This is a genomic window from Pelosinus propionicus DSM 13327, assembly GCF_900114615.1.
GTDB classification, from domain to species: Bacteria; Bacillota; Negativicutes; order DSM-13327; family DSM-13327; genus Pelosinus; species Pelosinus propionicus.
The window spans coordinates 64,509-90,882 of sequence record NZ_FOTS01000004.1 but is presented as its reverse complement, the minus strand read 5'-3'; the positions used below and the strand labels follow the sequence as shown (position 1 = coordinate 90,882).

Annotated in this window: 24 protein-coding genes; 20 read left to right on the top strand and 4 right to left on the bottom strand. The window is 39.4% G+C overall.

Annotation, left to right across the window (positions count from 1 at the left end; translation table 11 throughout):
- Window positions 1-13: 13 nt before the first annotated feature.
- Window positions 14-1,003: an alpha/beta hydrolase gene (locus BMZ99_RS03155; protein ID WP_090932859.1), complete on the bottom strand. Its 990-nt coding sequence runs from the start codon at window positions 1,001-1,003 to the stop codon at window positions 14-16.
- Window positions 1,004-1,169: 166 nt separating this feature from the next.
- Between BMZ99_RS03155 and BMZ99_RS03150 the strand changes: the two genes are divergently transcribed.
- From BMZ99_RS03150 to BMZ99_RS03140, 3 genes are read left to right on the top strand one after another with little or no spacing between them, the layout of a single operon-like run.
- The gene (locus BMZ99_RS03150) at window positions 1,170-2,000 is read left to right on the top strand and encodes a nuclease-related domain-containing protein (RefSeq protein WP_245754790.1); all 831 of its coding nucleotides are present in this window, start codon (window positions 1,170-1,172) and stop codon (window positions 1,998-2,000) included.
- Between the two features lie 21 nt (window positions 2,001-2,021).
- Complete coding sequence (gene citG, locus BMZ99_RS03145; protein ID WP_090932857.1) at window positions 2,022-3,410, top strand: triphosphoribosyl-dephospho-CoA synthase CitG; 1,389 nt, start codon at window positions 2,022-2,024, stop codon at window positions 3,408-3,410.
- A 17-nt stretch (window positions 3,411-3,427) separates the two neighbouring features.
- Window positions 3,428-4,657 carry an HD domain-containing phosphohydrolase gene (locus BMZ99_RS03140; protein ID WP_090932855.1) on the top strand — a complete coding sequence of 410 codons (1,230 nt, stop codon included), beginning with the start codon at window positions 3,428-3,430 and terminating at the stop codon, window positions 4,655-4,657.
- Between the two features lie 323 nt (window positions 4,658-4,980).
- Here the strand turns inward: BMZ99_RS03140 and BMZ99_RS03135 are convergent, their stop codons facing one another.
- The gene (locus tag BMZ99_RS03135) at window positions 4,981-5,649 is read right to left on the bottom strand and encodes a nitrite/sulfite reductase domain-containing protein (protein WP_090932853.1); all 669 of its coding nucleotides are present in this window, start codon (window positions 5,647-5,649) and stop codon (window positions 4,981-4,983) included.
- A gap of 221 nt (window positions 5,650-5,870) precedes the next feature.
- On the opposite strand from BMZ99_RS03135, the gene BMZ99_RS03130 reads away from it, so the two are divergent.
- The 5 genes from BMZ99_RS03130 to BMZ99_RS03110 all read left to right on the top strand — a co-directional run bounded on the left by BMZ99_RS03130 (window position 5,871) and on the right by BMZ99_RS03110 (window position 13,058).
- Entirely contained in the window at window positions 5,871-7,667 is a 1,797-nt protein-coding gene (locus tag BMZ99_RS03130; protein WP_090932851.1) for a heme NO-binding domain-containing protein, read from the top strand.
- A 283-nt stretch (window positions 7,668-7,950) separates the two neighbouring features.
- Entirely contained in the window at window positions 7,951-9,855 is a 1,905-nt protein-coding gene (locus BMZ99_RS03125; protein WP_090932849.1) for a sigma 54-interacting transcriptional regulator, read from the top strand.
- A 22-nt stretch (window positions 9,856-9,877) separates the two neighbouring features.
- Window positions 9,878-10,564 (top strand): tRNA (guanosine(46)-N7)-methyltransferase TrmB, encoded by a 687-nt coding sequence (gene trmB, locus BMZ99_RS03120; protein WP_090932847.1) that lies wholly within the window; start codon window positions 9,878-9,880, stop codon window positions 10,562-10,564.
- A gap of 225 nt (window positions 10,565-10,789) precedes the next feature.
- The gene (locus tag BMZ99_RS03115) at window positions 10,790-11,659 is read left to right on the top strand and encodes a hypothetical protein (RefSeq protein ID WP_090932845.1); all 870 of its coding nucleotides are present in this window, start codon (window positions 10,790-10,792) and stop codon (window positions 11,657-11,659) included.
- Between the two features lie 211 nt (window positions 11,660-11,870).
- Entirely contained in the window at window positions 11,871-13,058 is a 1,188-nt protein-coding gene (locus BMZ99_RS03110; protein WP_090932843.1) for a DUF2935 domain-containing protein, read from the top strand.
- Between the two features lie 30 nt (window positions 13,059-13,088).
- On the opposite strand, the gene BMZ99_RS03105 is transcribed toward BMZ99_RS03110, so the two are convergent.
- Window positions 13,089-14,108 carry a 6-phosphogluconolactonase gene (locus tag BMZ99_RS03105; protein WP_090932841.1) on the bottom strand — a complete coding sequence of 340 codons (1,020 nt, stop codon included), beginning with the start codon at window positions 14,106-14,108 and terminating at the stop codon, window positions 13,089-13,091.
- Window positions 14,109-14,240: 132 nt separating this feature from the next.
- On the opposite strand from BMZ99_RS03105, the gene BMZ99_RS03100 reads away from it, so the two are divergent.
- From BMZ99_RS03100 to BMZ99_RS03075, 6 genes are all read left to right on the top strand, one after another.
- The gene (locus tag BMZ99_RS03100; protein WP_090932839.1) at window positions 14,241-15,428 is read left to right on the top strand and encodes an FtsW/RodA/SpoVE family cell cycle protein; all 1,188 of its coding nucleotides are present in this window, start codon (window positions 14,241-14,243) and stop codon (window positions 15,426-15,428) included.
- Between the two features lie 268 nt (window positions 15,429-15,696).
- Complete coding sequence (locus tag BMZ99_RS03095; protein WP_090932837.1) at window positions 15,697-15,972, top strand: PspC domain-containing protein; 276 nt, start codon at window positions 15,697-15,699, stop codon at window positions 15,970-15,972.
- Window positions 15,973-16,203: 231 nt separating this feature from the next.
- On the top strand, window positions 16,204-16,512 hold the full coding sequence (locus BMZ99_RS03090) for a spore coat associated protein CotJA (protein ID WP_090932835.1): 309 nt from the start codon (window positions 16,204-16,206) through the stop codon (window positions 16,510-16,512).
- A gap of 18 nt (window positions 16,513-16,530) precedes the next feature.
- Window positions 16,531-16,788 carry a spore coat protein CotJB gene (locus tag BMZ99_RS03085; protein WP_090932833.1) on the top strand — a complete coding sequence of 86 codons (258 nt, stop codon included), beginning with the start codon at window positions 16,531-16,533 and terminating at the stop codon, window positions 16,786-16,788.
- A 16-nt stretch (window positions 16,789-16,804) separates the two neighbouring features.
- Window positions 16,805-17,398, top strand: a complete 594-nt coding sequence (locus BMZ99_RS03080; RefSeq protein WP_090932831.1) for a manganese catalase family protein — start codon at window positions 16,805-16,807, stop codon at window positions 17,396-17,398.
- A gap of 154 nt (window positions 17,399-17,552) precedes the next feature.
- A complete protein-coding gene (locus tag BMZ99_RS03075) occupies window positions 17,553-17,876 on the top strand; it encodes a hypothetical protein (protein ID WP_090932829.1) in 324 nt (107 codons plus the stop codon).
- Window positions 17,877-17,958: 82 nt separating this feature from the next.
- Here the strand turns inward: BMZ99_RS03075 and BMZ99_RS03070 are convergent, their stop codons facing one another.
- Window positions 17,959-18,645, bottom strand: a complete 687-nt coding sequence (locus BMZ99_RS03070) for a hypothetical protein (protein WP_245754789.1) — start codon at window positions 18,643-18,645, stop codon at window positions 17,959-17,961.
- A gap of 488 nt (window positions 18,646-19,133) precedes the next feature.
- Here BMZ99_RS03070 and BMZ99_RS27310 point away from each other — a divergent pair, with 488 nt between their 5' ends.
- The 6 genes from BMZ99_RS27310 to BMZ99_RS03045 all read left to right on the top strand — a co-directional run bounded on the left by BMZ99_RS27310 (window position 19,134) and on the right by BMZ99_RS03045 (window position 26,296).
- The gene (locus BMZ99_RS27310) at window positions 19,134-19,823 is read left to right on the top strand and encodes a methyl-accepting chemotaxis protein (RefSeq protein WP_090932827.1); all 690 of its coding nucleotides are present in this window, start codon (window positions 19,134-19,136) and stop codon (window positions 19,821-19,823) included.
- Window positions 19,824-19,888: 65 nt separating this feature from the next.
- Window positions 19,889-21,157, top strand: a complete 1,269-nt coding sequence (locus tag BMZ99_RS03060; protein ID WP_090932825.1) for an exo-beta-N-acetylmuramidase NamZ family protein — start codon at window positions 19,889-19,891, stop codon at window positions 21,155-21,157.
- A 163-nt stretch (window positions 21,158-21,320) separates the two neighbouring features.
- Window positions 21,321-21,482 carry a hypothetical protein gene (locus BMZ99_RS26185; protein ID WP_175490462.1) on the top strand — a complete coding sequence of 54 codons (162 nt, stop codon included), beginning with the start codon at window positions 21,321-21,323 and terminating at the stop codon, window positions 21,480-21,482.
- A 183-nt stretch (window positions 21,483-21,665) separates the two neighbouring features.
- Complete coding sequence (locus tag BMZ99_RS03055; RefSeq protein ID WP_090932823.1) at window positions 21,666-23,216, top strand: sigma 54-interacting transcriptional regulator; 1,551 nt, start codon at window positions 21,666-21,668, stop codon at window positions 23,214-23,216.
- Between the two features lie 301 nt (window positions 23,217-23,517).
- The gene (gene ald / locus BMZ99_RS03050) at window positions 23,518-24,636 is read left to right on the top strand and encodes an alanine dehydrogenase (RefSeq protein WP_090932821.1); all 1,119 of its coding nucleotides are present in this window, start codon (window positions 23,518-23,520) and stop codon (window positions 24,634-24,636) included.
- 265 nt (window positions 24,637-24,901) lie between these two features.
- On the top strand, window positions 24,902-26,296 hold the full coding sequence (locus tag BMZ99_RS03045) for an amino acid permease (protein ID WP_090932818.1): 1,395 nt from the start codon (window positions 24,902-24,904) through the stop codon (window positions 26,294-26,296).
- Window positions 26,297-26,374: the final 78 nt, after the last annotated feature.

The window sequence follows — 26,374 nt, the reverse complement described above, 5'->3', positions numbered from 1 at the left end:
AAGAAGCCTCAGTTTAAGAGGCTTCTTTTTTTATAGCAGTCACTACTTCAATAAAATGGGTTATGACATTTCGGTATTCAACTTTACTGTCGAAGATGGCCATGGCATGTCCTGTGTCAGGGAAAGTGTGGATTTGGCGATAGCCTTTGGTAGCGTCATATAATTGATGAGACATACTTACAGGAACAAGGGGATCTGTTTCGCCATGTAAATACAAGATGGGTGTAGTAACAGTTTCAACCGCGTGAATAGGGGATACATCTTTATAAAAAAAACGGTTTTGGATATAGGCTACTGCGCTGGAATATTTTAATAAGGTTTTGATCCATAGGGGATTACGAGAATTTACAGCGGCACCAATTTGTTTGGTTAGCAAGTCTTCTAAATTGCTATAAGCGCTGTCGATGATATAAAAATCTACTTGTTTAGAAGATTCATTAAGCTCAGCTTGCATAAGGGCTGTCGCTGCTCCCATGGAGATTCCATGTACACCAATAACACCTTTTGGATGTTCGTCTGCCACCCATTCTACCCATGCTTCAAGATCGTATTTTTCATAAAATCCCCATGTTGTGGAAGTACCGCCGCTTTCGCCATGGGCTCTTGAGTCATAAATTAACACATTATATCCTTTATCAAGGTAGATATTTACATACCATAAGCTCATTAAGCGATTGGCAGCAATGCCGTGTACGATAATGACTGTCTTACTAGAAGGTTCTGCATAAGGTAGGTATGTTCCTTTTAAGTAATAGCCAAAAGGTGATTGGATATTGATTGATTGCCAATTCTTTGTTTGTAAACCTCTCTGCAAGCGAGATTTAAGGGGATTGAATCTCTCTAAACTGGTGCGGGTATTTAATACACAGAATTCTTTGTAGAAAACGGCACCGGCGAATAAACCAGCTACATTGATAACAGAGATGAGTACAATACTAATTACTAACAGCACTTGCCAATGAATTTTGCGCTTATATGCCTTTAATGCAGTATCTTCATACATGTTGTCAGCCTCCAGTGATATATACATTATATTGCAGAAGATGATTTAACGGAAGAAATGAAATTTTGTTTAAAAATAATGCAAAGAATAAAACCTCCGATCGTGTGGAGGTTTTTTGGGGTTTAAACAGAATAAGTAACCTTATAGATTGTACGGATAATCAAGAGTGGATTCTGATGAAGTGTTACATGCATTTGAGTCCGCGAAAGAGGGTGGTTTAGCAACATTGGATGCTAAGCCAGAGACTAGAGAACATAAGGGAGTAAAAGGTATGGCTCAATTTCATAAGGGGAGAAATAATTTAATTGGAAAAGCCAATCGAAGTCTATTTGCAGGGATCGTACTTTTAGTAGTTGTATGTATGTCTTTTTTCTTAATTTTCGTGCATAAGTTACAGGTAAATCAGTGGTATTATTTAGCGCCGCTGATCACTGCCATTGTTTTATCCAGTTATTATATTAGACGTGGAGTTATATTTCGTTTTGGCGCAAAAGGGGAAACGATTGGTTTAGTGGAAGCATTGCATCTCCCAGAGGATTATCATGTATTTACTAATGTAAGCATTTCGTATCAGAATTATAGCCAAGAAACGGATTTGATTATAGTAGGTATGAAAGGCGTATATGTAGTAGAGGTTAAAAATCACAATGGTCACATTGTAGGAGATGCACAAGATGCGGAATGGACGCAGCATAAAGTAGGGCGGGGCGGAGGAAAATATTCTAAGAAAATGGTCAATCCTGTAAAGCAGGTAAAAGGTCAAGTATATAAACTGTCTAAATTTTTAAAGGAACAAGGGATTAATGTATGGGTCGAGGGAATTGTCCTATTCACTAACGAGGCAGTTCATGTAAAGGCTCATAATAGTAGTGTACCCGTTTTATTTCACGATAATCAATTGAATCATTATATTTTGACCTGCAAAAATCGTCAATATTTAAATAAGACATTAATTCATAAAGTCGTGGAGATCCTTTCTTCTCTACAGAAGAAGTAAGTCAAAAAATGGAGTGTTGTAATGAAAATAGAGTCTGTTACATTAGAGGATGTATTAGCTGCAAAAGAGGACAGGTATAATCGTCAGCAAGCTTTTAAAGAAAAGTATCAAAAGATAATAGTCAGTATTACCTTAAATGTGCCAGGGGCAGTAAAAGACACGCCCGTTTTTAGACGCCTTCGAGATTATGCTGTGCATGAGGTGAAAAAAAAATTTGAAGTTGTAGCAGAAGAGCAGATCAATCTATCCACAGGCCCGGAGGCCTTGCTAGCAATTGACAATGACGGTTGGGTAGTAAAGAAAGCAGCCGAGAAGATTGAGGAGTTATTTACTTTTTCGCGCTTACTGGACATTGATGTATTTGATCAGGCTGGTACTCTCTTATCCCGCCGGGATGAGGGGAAAGGGCGCAATTGCTTCGTTTGTGGTGGTGAATTTGTAGTGTGCCGACGCGAAGGGCGGCACACTATGCAAGATTTGTTAAATGTAGTGGAAAAGCTGCTATGTCAATTTAGAGCCTTTGAAACCAGATGGATTAGTTCCGCCGCTGAACGTATCGGGGCGTTGGCCATTGAAGCGATGTTGTACGAAGTTACATGTACTCCTTCGCCAGGTTTAGTGGATCGAATCAATAGTGGTGCGCATCAGGATATGGATTTTTACAGTTTCATGGCAAGCTCCGCTTCTCTCGGAGGTTATATGAATCGCTGTGCGCAGGCAGGAATTCTTCATGAAGGAATAGTGGAAGAACTGCTGCCAGTTCTTAGGATCATTGGTTTGGAAGCTGAGCAAGCGATGCTGACCGCGACTCGAGGGGTTAACACTCAAAAGGGATTGATTTTTTTACTTGGAATTATGACGGGGATTACTGGATGGCTTCATGGACGTTCCTTGCTCATAACACAAAGCACTGTATTAGAGCATGCATCAAAAATGGTAAACGGAATTGTAGAAAAGGAATTAGCAGGCGCTATTCATAAGAGTGGGCAAGAACTGACTGCTGGAGAACGTTTATACGTTACCTATGGTATTACGGGTATTCGTGGAGAATTAGCAGAAGGTTTGCCATCGGTACGATATAAGGCACTGCCAGCCTTGCGAGAAGCCTTGGATAAAGGGTTTTCAATTAATGATGCCTTAGTACATACATTGCTGGTGCTTATGACCTGTGTAGATGATACTACCGTCATGCACCGCCATCATCCTGATAAGATGCGAGTATGGGTTCGGGAACAAGCGCAAATGGTAATTGAGGCAGGCGGAATGGAAACGGGTGATGGACGGGATCGGTGTAAGGATTTAGATCAAGAATTTATTCAAGAAAATGTTAGTCCCGGCGGCGTTGCAGATTTGCTGGCAGTAACATGGTTTTTACATTCATTAATAAACCTCCAGAATAAATCGTCATAGAAAAGGGAGGGATGGAGATGGTATATAATATCCATCCCATTAATTTATTCCGCGCCTTGTCCTTATCGTTAGAACTTTCTAATGGAGGGCTATCCCACCACCACTGGCGTACGGCAATGATTAGCAGTCGGATAGGCAGGTCTATGAATATGATGGAGTCGCAGCATGAAATTTTAGTATATACAGCCTTGCTTCATGATTTAGGTGCTGCTTCAAGTTGGGATGAGCGAGTAAAGCTGCGTACTTTTGAAGTAGAGGACACCATTTATGATCATGCTGAGGTTGGATATCGTTTATTAAAAGATTCACCGATATTAGGTGTGCTGGCGGTTTACATTCGTCATCATCATGATTTTTATGACGGTTCCAGTCCTTCTGGATTAATGGGGAGTGAGATACCTCTAATCAGTCGAATCATAAATGTCGCAGATCGTTTGGATGTATTAATTGATGAAGAAAAATACATATTAGGACAAAAAGGCAGTATTTTATCCAGACTGGAAAGTCTAGGAGGAATTTATTTTGATCCTGAAGTAATTGCAGCTCTTCAGACTTGCTCCCAGCAAGAAAGTTTTTGGCTGGACTTAGCAGATACAACCTATGCTCAGCGCTTTTTTGATAATGTTAATCAATATGGTTATACGCGTTTTAATGTAGATGATATACTTGATATTGCTGAAATTTTTGCGAAGATTATTGATCAGACGAGTTCATTTACAGGTGCCCATTCGCGGAACGTAGCAATGATTTCCTCATTTTTAGCGGGACTAGAAGGCTATAGTGAAGAAGAATGTAAGGCCATACAAATTGCTGGTTTACTTCATGATTTGGGAAAATTAGCTGTGCCAAAGCAGCTGTTAGAAAAAACGGAAAAATTAGTTCCTAGAGAATTTGATATTATTAAGCAGCATGCATATTACACGTATCGGATATTAGAACAGATTGACGAGTTTGAAGTCATCGCTGAATGGGCGGCATATCATCATGAGACGTTAGATGGAAGAGGATACCCCTTTCGCATGCAGGAAGATCGTCTTAAGATGGGATCAAGGATTGTAGCGGTAGCTGATATATTTGCTGCGTTAACAGAAGATCGTTCCTATCGAAGTTTATTGTCGCCTAGTGAGGTGAAAAAGATTATGTATAGTATGGTGAGGCACAATAAAATTGACAAAAAAATTGTGAAAAATTTGTTTAAGAATTTGGATTGTGTGAATCATTTGGTGCAGACAAAGATTCATACTTAAAAAAAGATAAAGTTTTTACAAAAGAGTGACACTTGCCACTTTTATAGTTAAGGAAACTATGGTAAAATAGATAATGAAGCAGCGGAGTTAATGATTACTTAGTGTTGGGGTGGATGCTGAGATAATCTTGGGGGAACTCCGTTGCCCCGAATTTTAATAAGTAATAAATTCTCGCGAAAGCGAGAATTTTTTGTTTTATGGATTAATGTATCGTATCATAAAAAGAGGAATGATTATAAAGATGCGAAGAAATGCACACCGAAGATATCGTTTCTATTCTTCGTGTCCTGCATTTCTTCGCATCTTCGCGGTTTAAAAAAATTCTATTTTTTTCTATATTCTTCTGGCAGAGTCTCTTGTGAAAAGTGATCCCAGCCGAGCCTTTCAATAACCTGTCCTAAGCGCTCTTTATTTTTTCCATGCTGGCGAAAGTAAATTAATATGCTGTTCACGATCGATGCAATCTCATCGGCAGGTACGTTTTCAGCAACAGTGGTTGCAATTTGCGCAGAAAAGCCTGAGTTACCGCCAACAGCTAAGGTATATCCTTTGGCTGTTCCATACATGCCAATATCTTTGACAAAAGGTTCAATGCAGCAATTTGGGCAGCCGCTAACACCAATACGCAGCTTGCTGGGTAATTCTTGACCGAAGAATTCTTTATCCAGTGCAAGACCTAAGGCGGTACTGTCTTGCAATGCTCTAGGGCAGTCAGGTTTTCCAGGGCAGAAATTAACGGCGCGTACTTGTTTTGCAATGAAAGATTCACCTTGGCAGCCAAGCTCAGTCATGGCCTTTTCTCCATCGACCAGATTAAGTCCGATAATTGTAATCGTATTTCCCACGATCTTTAATGAACCATTATATTTGTCAGCAATGTCGGCAATGAGTCTAAGTTGCGCTGCAGTAGTTAACCCACCTGGAATATGCGGAGTTACTGGGAATTTAACTTTTTTATTCAGTATCGGAATCGTTGCTAATGGTATCTTCATGAAGAGCCTCCTTAGATGGTAATACAGTTGCACCTTATATTATAAGTGGATACATATCGGAGTCTGTGACGAAGATCACAATCAAAAAAATTTATTAAAATATGATGCACCAATATTCATAGTAAAATGGCAGGATTTTGTAAATAAATAGCGAAATGCTATACAGCACAGTACAATATAATATAAAATTGCTGCTACGTATTTAAAATGGAGTGATAGGAATGAAGGGAACAGTTGTTGCCACTTGGGTTAGTACTGCACGTAATGCATGGGGTCAGGATTTGGTCAACAAAGCAATGGAGAGTGCAGGATGGGAGAAGGATCGTATTGTTGGCCCAATGGAAGATGTTGAAGATATTGGGGTCAAAAAGTTTATAACATCCTTGGCAACTTCCTTAGGGAAATCAGAAGATGATATTTGGTTGACGATTGGCAAGGATAATGTTAGAGCTTTCTTAGCTGTCTATCCGGCTTTTTTTCAGCAGGAAACTTTGTATTCTTTTCTTAGGTCCATGTATGATGTGCATGTGGTTGTTGTACAACGAATTCCAGGTGCTAATCCGCCAGAAATCTTAATTGAGCCCATTTCAGAATATGAGGCAATCTTTAGTTATAAATCAAAACGAGGAATGTTCGGGTATCTCAATGGTCTTCTTGTCGGTGGTGCGGAGCATTTTAACGAGGAAATTAAAACAGAAGTCTTGGAAAAATCTTCTGAACATGTAAAGCTAAAAATTCGATTCTCTAAGCCTATTACATATAATAAAAAATATCGTGTGAATCAGTTGCTGTCTTTTGGATTTATTAAAAGTTTACCTGTCAAAATAGGTGTAGCTGTTGCCGTTGTAACCGCGGCAGTAAATGGAATATTATCCGTAGTAGGTATTTCAGTTCCTTTATGGTCAGCATTAATTAGTGGTGGACTTGCGGGAATTGTGTCCTCCTTTTTATTAGCACCTTTTGCTATCATTCAGGAAGAAATCAGCAACATGCGGGATCGGCAGTATTTTCATGAAACGAATCTTTCTACTGGTGATGAGTTCGAGAGTATTATGCAGGGATTATCCTTGTATAAAAAACGATTGAAGCGCGAGTTTGTAGGATTTAAAGGTACTAGCGATGAAATGAATAAATATGCTGATACCTTTAATGTATTAGCAGATGATATGAAGGCTACTTCGCGGGGGATCTCGGGAGTGGTTTATGATGTAGCAACTGCTGCTGGTAACCAGGCAATTGAGACTACCGAGGCAGTTGGTATTTTAAGTGGTAATTTAGAAACCTTAAAAACGTTTGTTGTAGAGCAGAATCATAATAAGATACAACTCGAAGCAGCTGTATCGGAAATCAATCAAGGTTTTCAAGAGGTAGAGACATCGGGATCTAAGCTGCAGCATAGTTTAAAAAAGTTTGCTGAGGTGAGAGAGTCGGCTAATAACTTGCAGTCTCAGGCAACTAAAATAACGGAAATTACAGGGATGGTAGCAGCGATTGCGGGGCAGACCAATCTATTAGCTCTTAATGCTGCAATTGAGGCAGCAAGGGCTGGTGAACAAGGCAGGGGGTTTGCAGTTGTTGCAGAGGAAGTACGCAAATTAGCAGAGCAGTCCCATCAGCATTCAGATAGCATTACAAGTGACCTTAAGATTTTAATGGAGATTATTAGCGGTGTGGTATTGATGATTGAAGAAGAATATGATGTATTGGCAGTGGAAAGTCATCAGCTCAATGAGGTAGTAGCTAGTAATAGTCGTCATGTGGGCAATGTGCAGAATGTAGCTACGAATATTGTAGAGATGATTGGAAAATTGGAACATGAGATGACTGGACTTGGCCAAGTGTATGGTAAAATTGAGTCTTTGGCAGCCATTTCTCAGGAAAATTCGGCAGCGAGCCAGGAAGTTAGTGCATCCGTTCAGATTTATAACGATAAACTTGTAGATATGATGGGGAAGATTGGTGAATTTAAGGTTGTAATCCAGCATTTCGGAAAAGATATCAATCAGTATCGTACTTGATAGAGCCAGTCTTTATTGAGTAGGTCGGGCAGGAATACGCCTACCTACTCAATTTTTTTGTGAAGCAAATAATTGACAAATGTATCAATTGCAAAGAATAATGGCGAGAAAACTATGGATTTTATTCAATATGTGATATTATTTTTTTAGGAAAACGTCAAATATAAGATTAATAAAATAAGAAAACATCAATTTGGTTTAAAAAAAGAAAAAGTAAGATCTTCCAAGGGTGGATCATTTGTATACTGGTAAGTAGAGAATATCAAATATATGGAGGATTTATATGATACGGGAACGGCGCAGTAAAGAGAAATTAATGAATTACTATGAAAGATTTGTTGATGAAAGCGTGATGGATCCTAATGTACATCCATGGGTGGCTGAGTCTTGGGAGCAAAGTAAACAAAGAGGGATTACTTCTCAAACCATGCCAACATTAATTAAACTTCCAAAAGATGAGCTAGCTCGGAGGCAAAATTTGCATCATGCTGCCATGGAGTATTTAAATGGGCTATATAACGAGACACGAGAACATTTTAATGTATATAATTTAAGCTTGCTGTTACTTGATCAAGACTGTTATGTAATGAAAAATTATGCTTTGCCTTTTTTTCAAAAGAGTCCTGGTCAGTTAGAGGGTGCCAGACTTGCTGGGGAAGATATAGGAACGTCGAGTATTAGTATTGTGCATGAGCATAAGGCTCCATTTTTGCTGTTTGGTCCAGAAATGTGGATCAAAGAGTGCCAAGATGGTGATGCCTGTTCTGTTCCTATTATGGTAGATGGACAACTTGTGTATATTGTGACCATTGTTTCTGTAGAGCAAGAAGAGTTGCCTCATAGCGCAGTTGTTTCATTGCTGCTTAGTATTCGATACGCTATGGAACAACACCTAACAATGCTAGCGCAGCTGGAGGCTCGGCATGTAATTTTGGATTCGGTACCCTTTGCGGTATACCATATCATACCAGGTGGTGATGTGGTATATAGCAATAAGTTGGGGAAAAGCCGCTTAGCGGGTATTGATGCAGTAGCGACAAAGGATGTAGTAGCTAATTTAAACGATGTAGTCTTAAATTATCGTCATACACCTTTGTATAAAGGATTCAAAGGTATACCATCCTATAACAAGGAAGTAACATGGATTACCCAGCGAAAAACATATGAAGATATTACAACGGTAGTGCCTTTGGAGCAGGATAAAGCGGTAACGAGCGTAGTGGCAGTATCATTGCCAATTGAAGATTTAAGAACTCTTGTGGCTCATGCGGTTGGATATAAGGCTAGGTACAGTCTGACTAGTATGGTTGGAGAAACTTCTGCCTTTATTACTATGCAAGAAAAAGCAGGCAGGGTGGCTCGAAATAATAATCATCTGCTGCTGCAGGGGGAATCGGGGACTGGTAAACAGCGTATGGCCCATGCAATTCATCAGGCAAGCGGCAGAGCTGCTGGACCTCTTATTTCTTTAAAGTGTGGTGATATATTACCTGAGGTGCTGGAAGAAGAGCTGTTTGGCAGCGGTGAATATCGAGATGAAAGCCGCCCAGGAAAATTAGAACTGGCAAATGGCGGAACCTTGTTTTTAGATGAGATTGAAAAGATGCCTATGCATGTGGCAGCTCGGCTGGCAGATGCTCTAAAAACGTGTAAGGTATGTCGTTTAGGTGAAAAAGTGGAACGTGGTTTTGATATTCGAATTATTGCTGCTTGTGATAGTGATTTGAAGCGACTCACGGAGAAAGGGGCTTTCTTCTCTCCTTTATACGAGATCGTTTCGAAAAGCATGCTTCGCATTCCTCCATTGCGGGCAAGACGGGAAGATATTCCGCTGCTCGCAGAACATATTATTAGTGAATTAGCGGAACAGCATAACATGTTAGTAAAAGAGTTGCAGAATGAAGCAAAAGAGCTATTAATGTCTTATGAATGGCCTGGAAATATTAAACAGCTTCAAGGAGTTGCAGAACAAGCCTTTTTTAATACAGAGGGAAATACAATTGCGCTGAAGGACATAAGTTTATTAGGTGAGACTGGTATCAGCACAGCATGGAAAGAAGATAAGGATATTTTTGTTGAAGCTTGGAAAGTTGCTGGTGGTAATATTAGCCGCTTGGCAAATATGCTAGATGTCAGCCGTGTTACATTATATCGATATTTAAAAAAATTTGGATTGGACAAAGAATAATAAAGGTACAGGTGGGAATGGAATGCGACTGAGAAGAAAGCCGTGGGTAGATGCGGCATTGGAAGAATATGGTGATATTGTAGTAATAAAAGAGATACCTTTCGGTGTGCCTGATCAGCCAGGTTCTAAAGAAAATGCACATGAACATCGTAAGGGACATTGGCATGAGGTTTTTGGACGCCAAGCACCCCTCTACGTTGAGTTAGGTACAGGGAAAGGTCAGTTTATTAGTGAATTGGCGGAGAAAAATCCAAGTATTAATTTTATTGGTATTGAAGCGCAGCAGGATGTCCTATATTATGCAGCTCAGAAAGTGAGAGAAAAGGGACTGACCAATGTTCGGCTGCTGGTTTTCGATATTAATCACGTATTGGATATTTTTGCTCCAGGGGAAGTGGATCGCTTATATATTAATTTTTGTGACCCATGGCCAAAGGTTAGACATGCGAAACGTCGATTAACCCATGCTATTTTTTTAAGCAAGTATCGGATTCTTTTGCCTGCTGGCGGTGAACTATTTTTTAAGACAGACAACAGACCTTTATTTGAATTTTCCTTAGAACAATTTGAAACTTGCAATCTGCAGGTCTCTAAGGTAACATTTGATTTGCATAACAGTGATTATCAAGGTAATATTATGACGGAATATGAAAAGAAATTTAGCGGTATAGGAACGCCGATTAATCGGTGTGAAGTGAAATTTTCATAAGGGTATAGAAATGGCGGTTAAAAAGAAAACCTTCTGGGATAGTTGAAAAATGCTATCCCAGAAGGTTTCTTACTATGTACTTAGAGATCGAAGCAGAACATCTATATGCTTTGGGTGGTTCCCACGGAAGGATAACTCTAGAATGTATTTTTTCGATATAGTTACTTTTTCGTTGCTGTGACGTTAATAAGGTTAGAAGTAGAATGGAAAAGGAGGAATTTGGTTATGTATAAAAACTATCATTTTACGGCGGTTTTGACTTTAGGCTTGATGATAGCCCCATTGGCTAGTCTTGCCGAAGCAAATCAAATCGATTATGTATCCAGACCCGTCTATAATCATAATGGAGGAATTATCGGTTCCACTCGCGGCGTAGAGGATGTAATTTCGCGGCAATGGCTGCCAGAAGGCTATCAGGTATTGGATATGCAGGAAGGAGATGTCAATGGTGATGGAGTCGCTGATACGGTTTATCTGATTGGACATAAGCAAGCAGATTCTTCGTCCTATGTGGATTCGATGAAGCTGATTGTCGAAAATGGGGCTGATCACAGGCGAACCGATATAGTTTTGGATAAAATAAGCGGTTATCAGGCTAAATTATTATTAAGAGATTTCACTGGTGATAAAATGGTTGATGCCTTGGTGACTGCTGCATCCGGCGGCAGCGGCGGCTGGTACTATAATCAGGTTGTTGCATTGGGCGAGACACCATTCATTCTTTTTGATGAGAAAGATAATAATGAAAGTTTAGTATCCGGTCAATTCCTTGACGGATTTAAAGTGGAAATCAATGGCGGTGCTGGTTCAGGTATAACGATGGATGTTCATAATCGTACTGCCGATTATCTTCGCTTGGGTCTTTATAATGAAGAAGGAAAGCTTAAAAAGCAAACAAAGCTCATGGTGACACCATTTGGAAAGTTGGAACCAGTTGATATGAATCATGACGGCATTTATGAATTAAAAGGCATACAGCGTATCTCTGGGGCTTACAATGCTGATGGTCTTGCTCATGTGGAAACAGTGCTTTCTTACACAGGAAGATCCTGGGAAATAAAGGTGGTTAATCTTTGCATTAATCTTCATTCATAAAGGCTGCAAGCACATACTTAAACTTGGTAATAATCTAAGATAAATGCGACTTCGCCGCTTTTACTTGCACTGTTATAGAATTAGAGTTTTAGGGTGGTTTAGTCAGCGATAAAAATAAAAGTGTTAGGTTCCATTTTTTTATGACAGAATTTAAACTTTCGGCATAGAATGTAATAAATGTGTAGTGGGATCAAAAAGGGAGAGTGTTGCTATGTCGTCGCGTCAACTCATGTCATATATGGTTCCTGAGCCCTTGGAACCACTTAACTTAGAAGAGGTAAAATTTTGGTTACGGATTATGGAAGAGCATGCTTTATTTATTAAATCGGGGCTGCCTTGTGATCAGGAAGATTTTATTGACGATGCGCAAGCCTTTTATCAGGAGTTTGAGTCTTTGCGCGTACGGGCAGAGCGATTGCAAAATGACAAGAAGTTCATGGAGTTAGTGACTGACACCCAAGCCTTATTGAAAGAGTTTTATACGTTTAAGCGTGATTTATTACATCGCATGTTAGAGTGCAAGCTGGGTGGTTATAACTTTCCGTTACTTCTTGATCATATGGCTCGCGAAGCCGAGTATTTTATGCGTTTGTTAGAGAAAATTAAAAATGGAAAAGTAGCTTTATCTGGAGGGGCAAAAGCCCAGGAAAATGTGTTCTGGCTGCGGATAATGGCGGACCATGCTAAATTTATTAGTCATTTACTAGATCCATCAGAGCGGAATTTGATTCAAACAGCTAATAGCTTTTCTCAAGAATTTGATGATCTGTACCTGCAAGGCCGTGATTTTTCTAGCATGCTGCAGAGCTATCCAGAGGTAGCTTCGTTTAAACGCTTCCTACAGGATGTTCGCGCTGCTGTTTTGCGCATTAGAGATTTTAAGCGTGCTGCTGAAGAGATGATTAGAGAATGTCGGTTAGTCGGCTTGATCCCAGCGCTATTAGCTGATCATGTTAGACGAGAAGCGGATCATTTTCTCTTAATCTTGACAATGATGGAAAAAGGAATTATGAAGAATACAACGGCAGCGTCTTTGGAATATTGTGATGAAACTTCTTCATTGTCTAAAATCGGCGATTTTGCTACATGCTCCATACCAGGGATGATAAATTCAGATAGAGAAGAAGAGGTTTTACCAGAAACAAAAGAAAGAGAGCCGAAAATAGAGGAAGTACCGCAAGAGAAGATTAGTAATAAAGTAAAAGGAAATAAGGAACAAAAGCATAGTCATTTTGAAAGCAAAGGGAAACACGCAGAAGAAAAGCTGGTTCTAGAGGATATCCTGATTGAAGAAGAGGACACCTCTTCCACAGCACAAGTGATTGAGACAAAAAATAGTGATGCTAAATATAAGTGGAGTGGCAAGTGGCCTCGTCAGTTGGGAAAGAAAAAGGATTGAATACTTACAATTAATAAATAGGACTTGGCATTACGCCAAGTCTTTATTTATTAACTGGATGGTTGTTGTAGTGTCAACATCCGGTGGATGAATCGGTACAAGTGCGATGTAGCCTAACAGCTCGCGCTTTGTATCTGTAACGGATAGTAGGCGTCCATTGGCTAAATCGATCATGCTAAGGTCAGCAAAAATATGACTGGTAGCAATCGCTAGTTGACTGGCAGGGATGATATGTAAACAGGATATAGAACGATTCAGCTCAATGAGACGGGAAATGGATGCAGTGGTAAGGTCAATCACTGTAATAGAGGCACTTTCTTCATTGACAACATAGGCAGTTTGTTCGTTAGGACAAGCTGCAATGTGAGAAGGATAGGCAGGACATGAAGTTTTATTTTTAGGGTATAAGCAGCTTTGTGATGTCATAGATGCAGGAGTTGTTTCCGTTGCCTTAATGATTGTAAAAATCATAATGCCTTCCAAAGTAAATGTTGTACTGGTAAAAGGTACTAAAATGTGTTCATCCCCATGAAGAATTACATTAGTAGGTATTCCTGGTAAAGAATATTCTTGTAGTAATTGACCTGCAGTACTAAATACTGCCAGTGTACCTTGATTGTCATGCTCCCAGACACTGTAAATCGCATCGTGGTCTGCAGCTAAACCGACACAGGCCGCTTCTGCTGGATTTCCCCAAGCCGTTAGGGACATAGACGGTATAGTTAGAGAATATAAGCCGCCATTTGGATCTGCTATATAGGCACAATTACCTTTTGGCGCCAGTGTAAATTGTGTAGGAGGAGGCAGCTCTATCGGTAAACGGTAGACGGATCTTTGTTCTAAATTTCCTACGAAGAGTGCACCTTTACCATTTGCTTTTACTACAGGCATATAAACTTTACTCTGATCAGATGATAGCAGCAGCTCTGTTGGGGTATAATCTGGCGGATAGGGCATTTCAGCAATGATTTCTCCTTGTTGACCATCAACGAGGAGTAAGGCATGAGTTGTATCATCAATCACAACAAGTTGATAAGGTTGGATTTCCATATAATCACCTCGGTTATCCCAATTTATAAATGCCGATTTCCTTATATAATATTCTAAAATCTCAAATTGGTTATTGGGTCTAGGGGATTAATTTTGTATAATAGGGTTATTGGGTAGTGAAGGAGAAACAAAATGAAGTTATCTCAATTGTGGCGGAGCAACGCTGAAGCTGTTATCTGCATTTCCCTGTTATTGTTCATGATTGGCACGGTAAATATATTCAGTGCTAGTTTTGTAGAAGCTGGTCAGCAAATGGGAGATGGTTATTATTATTTAAAAAGGCATTTGATTTCCTTTAGTATTGGGATTATGGCGATGCTGGTTATCAGCAGAATCGATTATCATCGATTCAATCGTTTTCTTTTTCCACTCGTGTTAGTAACGATCAGCTTGCTGATTGCGGTACATTTTGTTGGTATTGAAGTAAATGGTGCACGGCGTTGGTTAAATATTGGCTTTCAATTCCAGCCTTCCGAATTAGCAAAACTGACCGGACTTATGATTACTGCAGGATTTTTAGGTCCGCTAATTGATCGTAAGCGTAGAATTACCCTGCTTTCTGCACCTTTTTATATTGCAGCAATATTAGGAATGATCGTATTGAAGCAGCCTGATATGGGAACGGCAGTTATTATCGTTGGCATAAGCCTTATGTTGTATATGATTGCTGGATTGCCAAAGCAGCAACTGTTAACTTTAGTGGGTGGTGGTGTTGCCTTATTTATTTATGCAACCTTTGCAGCCAGTTATCGTGCGGAGCGTATTGCTGCATGGATCAATCCTTGGGATTATCAATTGGGTATCGGTTATCAGACGGTACAAGGTTTGCTGGCAATTGGTTCCGGTGGGTTTTGGGGAACGGGTCTTGGCATGGGGTCAAGTAAATTTAACTATTTGCCAGAAGCTCATACCGATTTTGCATTTGCTGTATTGTGCCAGGAAATGGGATTCGTAGGGGCTCTCGGGGTATTATGTCTTATGGGCTTATTAGCCTATTATGGTGTACGCATTGCCTTGAAGGCTCCAGATGGATTGGGTAAATTATTGACGATGGGCAGCATTCTTCTAATTGTAGGCCAAGCTATTATTAACGTCGCTATGGTTTCGGGCATCTTTCCAGTAGTAGGCGTACCACTGCCTTTTATTAGTTTTGGAGGAACGTCATTGATTGTTAATCTCATGGCAATTGGTCTCATTCTGAGTGTAGGGCGGCAGACTGATCGTGTTCTGCTTCAAGATATTGCACCAGAGCCAGATACCAGCCGCAGCACTCGTTTGAAATTAGCAAGACAAGCCAGAACTCTAAACCGAGTTAAATAATGTCACCGTGTAAAATTAGACATTGGCTTACTTTCTACATAAATATTGTCTATCACTATGCAATATATTATTGAAAATGGTTTTGTATGTGTTTGATTATTTGATTAAATTTTTTCTTTATAGTGCAAATATAAATGATCCTATTATGTAACAGTATAAAAATTATAGCTAATAGAGGCGGCTGCTAGGTCGTCTCTATTGCTATCATCTATCAAAGTATAAATTAATGAAGGATGTGGGATAACATACCTAGGGAGGTGAGAATGCTATGTTTGGTCTTATTCGTATTGGAGCTTATTTAGTAAGTGCATTAACAGCATGGCAATTTTTCCAGGGAGATGTAGATGGAATCCATTCTTTACACAAGCAGTTAGCTCTCGATCCAGCTCGCGGCATGCTTTTTGGGGTATGCGCCGGGGTTAGTGATTATACTGGCATTGATGTCAGTATCATTCGATTTGCGTGGGCGTTATTAGTCTTATACCGGGGGGCAGGTATCTTATTATACATACTTGCCTTTTTGATTATGCCATCCATGGGCTAATCCGTTTTTTTAATAAGTTTAAAAAAGAAATCTTTAAGGGAAGCGCTGAACGCAAGATACAAAGAGCACCGGGTGGAGAACTAATTCTTCACTCGGTGCTCTTTGCATTTAAGTACTTTTGTATTTTATGCTTCAAAATGACTATGTTCTAGTATATTTCCTTATTTTAAGTCACATACCGCGACACCATTACATAAAATGTAATAAGTAGTATGAGGGGAGGATGAATCAGTGAAAAGGAAGGTATATAATCCACAGGCTGAAGAAAAGGACGAACCGATTGAGATAAAGGACCAACCGATTGAGATAAAAGTCGAACGGGTCGAAGAAAATGATGATCGGGAAGAACTGGAAAGAGACAGTATGAATATGTGGAATATGAATGAAAAATATAATTGTCAAAAGACAAATGTAAAGATGATGTTAGCTCATGCATATGTTCCATGGCAATGCTATGATGAAGCTTTTAGTCCTCAGGAAGCATTAAAGAAGGGAACCTTATTCCCGAGCTTATACGGTGTATATCCGATACCAAGGTAATATTGGGAGGTGAAAGCAGTGAATTGTGAAAAGCAAAGGAGTATGCTAAAGAAAATTCAAGAAATACAATTTGTTGCTGTAGAACTTAATTTATATTTAGACACTCATCCTTGTGATGCTGATGCGATTAATGATTTTAACTGTGCCGTTCAAATTCTGGAAAAACGTAAACAAGCTTATCAAGACGAATTTGGGCCTCTTTTAAATTTCGGATTTGGCGGATATTCTAAAGAACCATGGCAATGGGTGGAAAGTCCCTGGCCTTGGGAAATATAGATGGGGGAATTGCATAATGTGGATATATGAAAAAAGTTTACAGCACCCCGTAAAGGTTACTCGACCTGATGTAGGATTCGCCAAGCTAGTAGTTACCCAATATGGAGGGCCAGATGGCGAGCTAGGTGCATCCTTGCGCTATTTGAATCAACGCTATTCTATGCCAACCAATAAAGCAATTGCATTACTGACGGACATCGGCACAGAAGAATTGGCGCATATGGAAATGATTGCAGCCCTGGTATATAAACTGACTGAGGGAGCAAGTCCTCAAGATTATGAAGCAGCAGGGTGGGGAGGGCAATATGTCCAGCATAATCATGGACTATTTTGGACAGATGCGAATGGTGTTCCCTGGTCTGCGCAGTATATTGCTTGCCTGGGTGATCCAATAGCAGATCTAACCGAGGATATGGCGGCCGAGCAAAAAGCTCGTGTTACCTATGAACATCTCATTGAGATGACGAATGATCCTTGTGTGAAGGATATGCTTCGTTTTCTATGGCAAAGAGAAGTCGTACATTTCCAACGGTTTGGTGAATGTTTAAATGATATACAGGAACATATGGGGAAGAAAAATATGTGGTGCGGTTGCACGATAAAAAAATAGGGATGATAATAACCGCCTTAGTGAGGAAAGGGCCTTCTTGCTAGGGCGATTTTGCTGTTTTATTCAAGATAGTAAGTCATTTTAGAGAATCTGTCATTTTCTTGTCATATATCTAAATTATACTAAGATTAATCTAATGAAGGAGGAACTATAAATGAAAAATATAATTAAGAAAATAGCCATTTATTCAATGTTAGGTGTCATGCAGCTAGGGATAGGTGCATCTGTAATAGAAGCTTCGCCTCAGCATCCCGATTTAACTCCCATGCAGCAGCAATATGATCGACAAGAAAACAAGCCGAATCAACCAGAACGTGGTGAAAAGGACCGACAAGAGCGGGAACATGCTGAAAAGAAACGCCATGAACAAGAAATGAAGAGACGCCCTCATGAAACAGAAAATCAATGGCACGAAAGACAGAAACATGAAAAAGAACGCCATGAAATAGAATTTCGTAAAATCCGAGAAAATAGGTAATCAAATAGCCGCTCCTGTCATTGGAGCGGCTATTTGCATAATCAGTGTAGTTTAAATCAACGGAAGGTTAATTTAACTACTGCTAAAACAATTGTGTATACTCAACTTCCGTTTTTCGAATCGGAATATTCCCTGTAATGGTTCTGACGTGACTATACTTCACAACTAATCGATTGGACAGCGTTAATGCATGAATAGTGGAAATCTGGAAACCACGGATGCCATTATCATAGCCGCCGAGGCTGGATTTTCCTTTTGGTACAGCGTTGTCAGGCAATTTTCCCACGATTAATTTTATCGTCTGATGCTTAATGGGAGAGTATTTCACGCCGAGAAGAAAGGCCTTATTGTCAGTGGGTGCAGAAGAAAATGCCATTTCTGTAAGTAATTCTGCTTTACCCAAGGGGGAACTGAGGCTAAATCCTGTAAAATCATCAGCCTGTTTGGGCAAATCGGGAATATGCAGGTAGCTAAATAATAATCGAACATCACCAAAATAACGAGCCCATTCCGCTCCCAAAAGGCTGCGGGATTGGTTATCGGCAAAAAGAGCAGAATCAATGCGCCCACCAATAAAATGATACGCGTTATGACCGTTTTTATCACGATAGTCAATGCCTTTAAACATACCTTCGCCAATGTTTGAACTATTATCAAACATCGCGCCAGATGCACTTACGTAAGCCTCTTGGCTGCCCAATGTAACGACTTTATGACTATTTTTCCATCGTAGACCGTATTGATCTATCTTGTTCTTATCCGAATCCATAATGTCTCCACTATAAGACCGGTGACCGAAACGAAAGAAAAGTGAGGTTTTGGCAGAGAGTGGAGCACTTCCATTTAGGCGTATAGTCCGTTCAATAAAGTTCATGTCGGCAATATTGACTTCTTTATATTGACGGGATTCATATTTGACGGTTGCATCTCCCTCCAGAAGTAGTTGCTGAGCTTGGACAAGATTGGGTAAAGAGAATAGAAAAATAAGGAGTAGGAGATAGGTCATTACTTCATTCCGTTCGACATAATTAAATATAGTCATATATTTCTTAGACTAATGATTATTCTGGAGGCAAGAAGAAAATCCTTTTTGATTTATGTGATTAGTAGTAAAACTCTTTAAGAAGTTTGTTTTATTATCCATTAGAGGAGTAAAAATAATAAAAATATGCTGATGTGGATAATGCGGATTTATAGTATAATGTATAATAAGGGAATACTTGGTTTCGTAGTGTAACAATATTGGGAGGCGAATCTGTGATTAATATTTTGTTAGTTGGCGGTGGTAGAGGTGGCGTTGGCATTATCGAAATGGCGAGTCAAGTTCCTGATTTGGAAGTTGTCGGGGTTGTGGATGTAAAATCAGATGCTGTAGCAATACAACTGGCACAAAAATTAGGAATTCGTACATTTAATGATGTTCGTGATGGTCTTAAAATGCCGACAGTTAATGTGGTGCTAAATATTACTGGCAACCAGAAAGTAAATCAATTAATTGAAGAGCATAAAACACCGAATATTAAAGTGGTAGATGACTTTATAACAGGTATGTTGTATCATTTAATTAAATCTCAGGTTTTAATGAGCGAAGAATTAAATGAAAAGGTTGCAGTATTGTCACAATCTGTAAGTGAAGCAAAAAGTCATATTAATAACACCCACGAAGTGATTGATTTTATTAATAAAGTATCACAGCAGACCAATTTACTGGGTTTAAATGCAGCGATTGAAGCTGCACGAGCTGGCGAACATGGCAGAGGGTTTGCTGTAGTAGCTACAGAAGTTCGCAAGTTATCAGAAGATAGTGTAGAGGCAACTAAAAAGATTAATGATATCTTAGGAAATATTGAAATATCGATGCAGCATATTATTACTGGTATTGAAGAAACTGCTGCAGTAGCAGAAAAACATACAAAAAGAGAATTAATTACTGGAGCAAGTATATAAGTGAATGAGACAGCCTTCGAGCAAACGCAGCTCGCGGGCTCTTTTTTTGAATGGAGGTAAAACGGATGAATCGTAATATCGCAAAAGGAATACTATTATTCATGGTATTTGTTATAGGTATGGCAAACCTTTTAAGCATTGGTGAGACAAAGAAGCAAGCAAGGCAAAAGAATAACCTAGAAACTAACCAATCTGCCCCAGTGCGATTAGGCATTGACCGAATCGATGAGTATTTACACATTTTTACAGGAAAGCGAGTTGGTTTAATTACAAACTCTACAGGAATGAATAGCTCTTTTCAGAGTTCAGTGGACGTTCTGCATGAAAAAACAAATTTAGTTGCCTTGTTTTCTCCAGAACATGGCATTCGTGGTGCTGTCAAAGCTGGAGACTCTGTGAATACTAGTGTTGATGAAAAGACCAAACTGCCTATTTATAGTTTATATGGTGCAACGAAAAAACCTACCCCGGAGATGTTGGCAGATATTGATGTATTGGTTTTTGACATACAGGATGTAGGGGCGCGTTCTTATACTTATATTTATACAATGGCTTATGCAATGCAGGCCTGTAAAGAGTTAGGAAAAACGATGGTGATCTTTGACAGGCCTAATCCTATCGGCGGGGCAATGGTTGAAGGAAATTTAGTAAAGCCTGGTTTTGAATCCTTTATTGGAATGTATCCGATCCCAACAAGGCATGGCATGACGGTAGGAGAGCTGGCTAGGCTGTTCAATGCGGAGTTTGGTATCGGCTGTGACTTGGTGGTTATTGAAATGACAGGCTGGCAAAGAAAAATGAATTTTGAAGAAACCCACTTACCTTGGGTAATGACATCTCCCAATATTCCTACCCCTGATACAGCGATTGTATATCCAGGAACAGGTATTTTTGGTGGTACTAATATCTCAGAAGGTGTAGGAACAACAAGACCTTTTGAATTTGTTGGGGCACCATGGATCAATGCATATGATTTGGCAGCAAAAATGACAGCACTGCAGTTGCCTGGAGTAATCTTTCGTCCTGTTTACTTTACTCCCAATTTTGGATTATATCAAAATGAGCCATGTGCAGGCGTACAGCTGCATGTGATTGATAAAAGTACATTCCTGCCTGTAAAAACAGGTATCAGCTTACTATATACGATACAAGAAATGAGCGGTGATAGATTTTCTTTTACGCGTAATGGAAAAAATGAAAGCTCGATTGATTTGATTACGGGTGACGACGATGTTAGAAAAGGGACATATACTTTGAATGAGTTATATAGCTTATGGGAGAAAGAAACAAATCAGTTTAAGGCGATGTCTAAAAAATACTATTTATATGAATAAGTAGTTGAGAGTTATAGTAAAATCTCTTCATTCTTATGCTTAACCGATCTTATATATCTGGTTGCTATGAAATACAATATGGAAAAAAATAACAAATTAAGTTAAGGAAAGCCTATTTTATTTCGATATATTTAATATAGAAGAAGTAAGGAGGGCGGTTCGAATGATTACTAAGGTATCAAGGGTTTATCCAATTGATTTCCAAAAGCATGACAATCCGCAATCCAGGGACGGAATGAAAAAAAAACAGCAGGAAGAGTTTAAAGATGTGTTAGCAAAAATCTTGGGTAATTCACCTGTAAAGCCAGTGGGATTTAAAGGATAGGGGTTTACGAGCTTTTTCATCACAATCATCCAGCCTCAGCAGGAAAATAAATTTAGTTTGAAGAAGTAATATACAAAGTTGTACAATGAGGTCAACAAGATTCAGTTGGTTTTACGCCAGCTGGTTTTGTTGACCTTATTTGGATGAAGAAATCCTGATAAGGATAAGAGGAGCGTGTAAAAGATGTATTTGCGAATATTATACATCGATCGTATCGGAGTTGTTCATGATATTACCGCTATCCTGGCAAAACGTAGAATGAATATCGTATCTATGGAAGTTGAGAAGAATAAAATTTATTTGGAATGTCAAAGCGTACCGATACAGCAATGCAAGGACTGCATTGCTGAGTTATCCCGGATTACTGGCATTCAAAAGATTGATGAGATCTCTGCCATGCCTTGTAAAGAACGAGCTGAGCAGCTCGATGCAATTTTAACATCAGTGCATGATGGGATTTTATCTGTTAATCCTGATGGACTTATTACACAATACAATCCAGCAGCGGCTCGGATTTTGAATTTGCCTGTAAAAAAAGTAATCGGCAAACCCTTAGAAGCTGCCTTGTTTAAGAATTTACTAATACAGGAAACACTTCAGACAGGCTGTCAATATCATAATCGAGAAGTATATATTGATGGGGGTAATAGTTATTGTGTAGTTAGTACAATTCCTCTAAAGAATAATGATAATGAAGTTGTTGGTGTGGTTGCCTTAATCCGCGATACTCAAGAAGTAAGAAGTTTAATGAATAATATGACAGCCTCTTTGCCCATGACATTTGCGGATATTCCTTATGCCAGTGCTGTCATGAGGCAGGTAGTCAATCAGGCACGGAGATATGCCGCGAGTGATTCTACCGTATTAATCCGTGGAGAAACAGGAACTGGTAAAGAGCTATTTGCCAGAGCTTTGCACAGCTCATCAACAAGAGCTGGCGCGGCATTTGTGCCGATTAACTGTGCTGCGATCCCTGAGACTCTACTGGAAAGTGAGCTTTTTGGATACGCCCGAGGAGCTTTTACAGGTGCTGCCAAGGGAGGAAAGCCAGGAATGTTCGAACTTGCCAATGGCGGCACATTATTTCTAGATGAGGTGGGAGAAGTCTCTGCCCATCTTCAAGTTAAACTACTGCGGGTATTGCAGGAGAAGCGAGTAAGGCGTGTGGGCAGTACGAAAGAAGTGGCTGTTGATGTACGTATTATTGCGGCAACCAACCGTAATTTAGAAGATATGGTTGCAGATAAAATTTTTCGAGAAGATTTATATTATCGCTTAAATGTTATTCCTCTCTTAATACCTCCCCTTAGAGAGCGATTTGAAGACATCCAGCTATTAGGGGAACTCTTTTTAAAACATTTTGCTGAGAAATTACATAATCCTGTTCAAGGTTTTTCTGCTGCTGCATTGCAGCGGCTGCAGGATTATAATTGGCCAGGCAATGTACGGGAATTAAAAAATAGTATTGAAAGATCCGTAAACTTAGTTGATGGAACGTTAGTGCAGCCAGAACATATCTTTTTAGGACGATTATCTGGTTCCCAGACAGCACCGCCTAGCGTGCAATTTGAAAAATATCAAACACTAGAGGAACGACTGGCAGAAGTGGAAGTCGTTATATTAAAAGAAACTCTTCGCCGATTTCGCTCTTCGAGACGTATGGGTGCAGTACTAGGGTTATCTCATACTGCGGTATTAAAAAAATTACGAAAATATGACTTTTCACTCGACTGAACTGGAAATTTATGTATTTTAATTCAATAAAATGGAACCTATTCGTAACAATGGAATCTATTGTGGAAATTAATCGTTCCATTTTGAATTGACTAATTATAGATTTGTTTGAAGAATGAGGTTAGAAAATCTGTTTATTCTATAAGTGAAATAAAAAAAACCTTATATTTGTTCGCTAGAGTGGCTGATGTATCATAGAAATTCTCTATGTGGCATACTTCTTGCATTATAATGAATCATAATACTAATAATGTATTTATATATTGCCAAAGTAGTATAACGAAAATGGAGGAGATTTATTATGATTATTGGCGTAGCAAAAGAGATTAAAAACAATGAAAACCGCGTAGGACTGACTCCGGCGGGAGCAGAAGATCTTTGCAGAGCAGGGCATACTGTCTTAATTGAAAAAAATGCAGGTATTGGTAGTGGTTTTTCTGATGAAAGCTATGCGCAAGTGGGAGCGACCATTATTGCTGATAAAAAAGAATTATTTGATACTTCAGAAATGATTATTAAAGTAAAAGAACCTCTGATGCCAGAATATGAGTTATTTCATGAAGGACAAATATTATTTACATACTTACATTTAGCACCTGAGCCAGAACTGACAAAAGCATTGTTAGAGAAAAAAGTGATTGGCATTGCCTATGAAACCATTGTAGGTCGGAATAATTCATTGCCGTTATTATCACCAATGAGCGAAGTAGCGGGTCGCATGGCAGTACAAATTGGTGCGCAGTTCTTAGAAAAACCTTGGGGTGGTAAAGGGATTCTTCTAGGTGGTGTACCTGGGGTAGAATCAGGCCAAGTCGTAATTGTTGGTGGCGGCATTGTAGGCACAAATGCAGCTAAGATGGCTGTTGGTATGGGCGCACGTGTTACGATTCTCGATAAGTCCACAGAGCGTCTTGCTTATTTAGATGATATTTTTGGTGGTAGAGTAACTACTGTCATGTCAAATAGCTATAATATTGCAAAATGGGTAAAACAAGCAGATCTTTTAGTGGGAGCTGTGCTCATCCCTGGTGCAAAGGCTCCTAAGCTTGTAAGCGAGGATATGGTAAAAACCATGGAAGCTGGTTCTGTTATTGTAGATGTGGCCATTGATCAAGGCGGATCCGTGTCTACGATTGATCGAATTACCACGCATAGCGAACCTACCTATACTAAACATGGTGTAATTCATTACTCTGTAGCCAATATGCCGGGAGCAGTTGCTCGTACTTCCACCTTGGCTTTAACAAATTCAACATTGCCATATGCGCTGCAGATTGCTAATAAAGGCTGGAAGCAAGCTCTTATTGATGATGCTGGATTAGCAAGAGGGCTTAATGTTTATGATGGAAAAGTAACATTTAAGGCTGTAGCTGATGATCAGAATTTACCTTATACTCCTGTAACAGCTGTATTAAGCTAACAGTTTGTCGAAAGACCAAATTTTTATTATCAATTAAACATCCTTTAGTAAAGCTGCAAAAAGCATACTCACATCGGTGCAAAGAGTATGCTTTTTGCGTATAATATAAAATAAAATTATCTGAATATATTGAATAATTACATGGTTACATGATTAAAATTACTCTAGATTGATGAGTGACAGTATATGAAGACATTTGCTTAGAGGGAGGTGGTTGTAGATAAATTGCTGTAATCCCAAATTTACTATATGAGGGGGAAAATTTGTGGAAAAAAATAATGCATTGCAGGAAGATCTGCACCGGGGATTAGAGGAACGTCATATTCAGTTGATTGCATTAGGTGGAGCGATTGGTGTAGGATTATTTCTTGGGGCTGGCGCTGCAATAAAAGCTGCGGGGCCGGCATTAATACTTGTATACTTTCTGGCTGGTATTATTATGTTCTATATTATGCGGGCGCTAGGTGAAGTAACAGTGGAATACCCCGTTTCCGGTACCTTTAGTGCTCATTCTAATATTTTCTTAGGACCTCTTACAGGCTATATTACAGGGTGGACGTATTGGTTTATGTGGGTTGTTACATGTATGGCAGAGATTACGGCAGTTGGTGTATATTTTTCCTTTTGGGTGCCAGAAGTGCCCCAGTGGATTCCTGCCTTATGTGCGTTAGTTTTAATGTCAGCTGTTAACTTAACCAGTGTTCGTGCCTTCGGTGAGTTTGAGTTTTGGTTTGCCTTGATTAAAGTAGTAACGATTTTAGCGATGATTGTAGCTGGATCGGCTATGATTGCTTTCGGTGTTGCCAATCATGGCGTGGCAATCGGCATTTCCAACCTCTGGTCTAATGGTGGTTTTTTCCCTCATGGTATAGAAGGTATGATTATGGCAAGCACTATGGTAATGTTTTCTTACTTAGGCATTGAATTGATTGGTGTTACAGCAGGTGAAGCAAAGAATCCTGAGAAGTCCTTGCCAGCTGCGATTGATAAAGTCTTTTGGCGTATTCTCATCTTTTATGTTGGTTCTTTAACGATCATCATGTCGTTATATCCTTGGAACCAAATTGGTACAATAGGCAGTCCGTTTGTATTGACTTTCAATAAGCTTGGAGTAAGAGCTGCAGCTGGTATTATCAATTTCGTAGTACTGACAGCGGCTTTATCTTCTTGTAATAGTGGATTGTTTAGTACAGGGAGGATGCTTTACAATTTATCATTGCAAGGTAAAGCACCAACAATGTTTAGCAAATTAAATGATCGTCATGTTCCTGTAAAAGGAATTTTGGTTTCATCAGGTTTCTTATTGATTGGCGTAGTGCTAAATTATCTGGTTCCTGCCCAAGTGTTTGTGTATGTCACCAGTGTTGCAACTTTTGGTGCCCTTTGGATATGGGCAATTATTTTGCTGATACAACTGAAGTATCGCGATAGTTTATCACCTGAACAAATTGCAAAAATTAAATATCCGATGCCTTTTTCACCTGTATCAAATTGGATCAGCTTAGCTTTTCTAGCATTCGTTGCTATCGCTATGTTTTTTAATCCTGAGACTCGTGTTGCATTATACATCGCACCGATCTGGTTTGCTTTGATCATTGCTTCGTATTATGCAACGGGCATGCATAAAGGCAATGGAGAGAGAAAATCTCTTCAGCAATAGTTGGATCTCCTTGCAATGAAAAAAACACCTGCAGAGGTGTTTTTTTCATTGGCAGCAGTTGTGATAAACTCCTTTTCT

Coding starts and splice junctions, on each gene's coding strand:
- BMZ99_RS03155 (WP_090932859.1), bottom strand. CDS start 1,003: ATGTATGAAGATACTGCATTAAAGGCATATAAGCGCAAAATTCATTGG.
- citG (WP_090932857.1), top strand. CDS start 2,022: ATGAAAATAGAGTCTGTTACATTAGAGGATGTATTAGCTGCAAAAGAG.
- BMZ99_RS03140 (WP_090932855.1), top strand. CDS start 3,428: ATGGTATATAATATCCATCCCATTAATTTATTCCGCGCCTTGTCCTTA.
- BMZ99_RS03135 (WP_090932853.1), bottom strand. CDS start 5,649: ATGAAGATACCATTAGCAACGATTCCGATACTGAATAAAAAAGTTAAA.
- BMZ99_RS03130 (WP_090932851.1), top strand. CDS start 5,871: ATGAAGGGAACAGTTGTTGCCACTTGGGTTAGTACTGCACGTAATGCA.
- BMZ99_RS03125 (WP_090932849.1), top strand. CDS start 7,951: ATGATACGGGAACGGCGCAGTAAAGAGAAATTAATGAATTACTATGAA.
- trmB (WP_090932847.1), top strand. CDS start 9,878: ATGCGACTGAGAAGAAAGCCGTGGGTAGATGCGGCATTGGAAGAATAT.
- BMZ99_RS03115 (WP_090932845.1), top strand. CDS start 10,790: ATGTATAAAAACTATCATTTTACGGCGGTTTTGACTTTAGGCTTGATG.
- BMZ99_RS03110 (WP_090932843.1), top strand. CDS start 11,871: ATGTCGTCGCGTCAACTCATGTCATATATGGTTCCTGAGCCCTTGGAA.
- BMZ99_RS03105 (WP_090932841.1), bottom strand. CDS start 14,108: ATGGAAATCCAACCTTATCAACTTGTTGTGATTGATGATACAACTCAT.
- BMZ99_RS03100 (WP_090932839.1), top strand. CDS start 14,241: ATGAAGTTATCTCAATTGTGGCGGAGCAACGCTGAAGCTGTTATCTGC.
- BMZ99_RS03095 (WP_090932837.1), top strand. CDS start 15,697: ATGTTTGGTCTTATTCGTATTGGAGCTTATTTAGTAAGTGCATTAACA.
- BMZ99_RS03080 (WP_090932831.1), top strand. CDS start 16,805: ATGTGGATATATGAAAAAAGTTTACAGCACCCCGTAAAGGTTACTCGA.
- BMZ99_RS03075 (WP_090932829.1), top strand. CDS start 17,553: ATGAAAAATATAATTAAGAAAATAGCCATTTATTCAATGTTAGGTGTC.
- BMZ99_RS03070 (WP_245754789.1), bottom strand. CDS start 18,645: ATGGATTCGGATAAGAACAAGATAGATCAATACGGTCTACGATGGAAA.
- BMZ99_RS03060 (WP_090932825.1), top strand. CDS start 19,889: ATGAATCGTAATATCGCAAAAGGAATACTATTATTCATGGTATTTGTT.
- BMZ99_RS26185 (WP_175490462.1), top strand. CDS start 21,321: ATGATTACTAAGGTATCAAGGGTTTATCCAATTGATTTCCAAAAGCAT.
- BMZ99_RS03055 (WP_090932823.1), top strand. CDS start 21,666: ATGTATTTGCGAATATTATACATCGATCGTATCGGAGTTGTTCATGAT.
- ald (WP_090932821.1), top strand. CDS start 23,518: ATGATTATTGGCGTAGCAAAAGAGATTAAAAACAATGAAAACCGCGTA.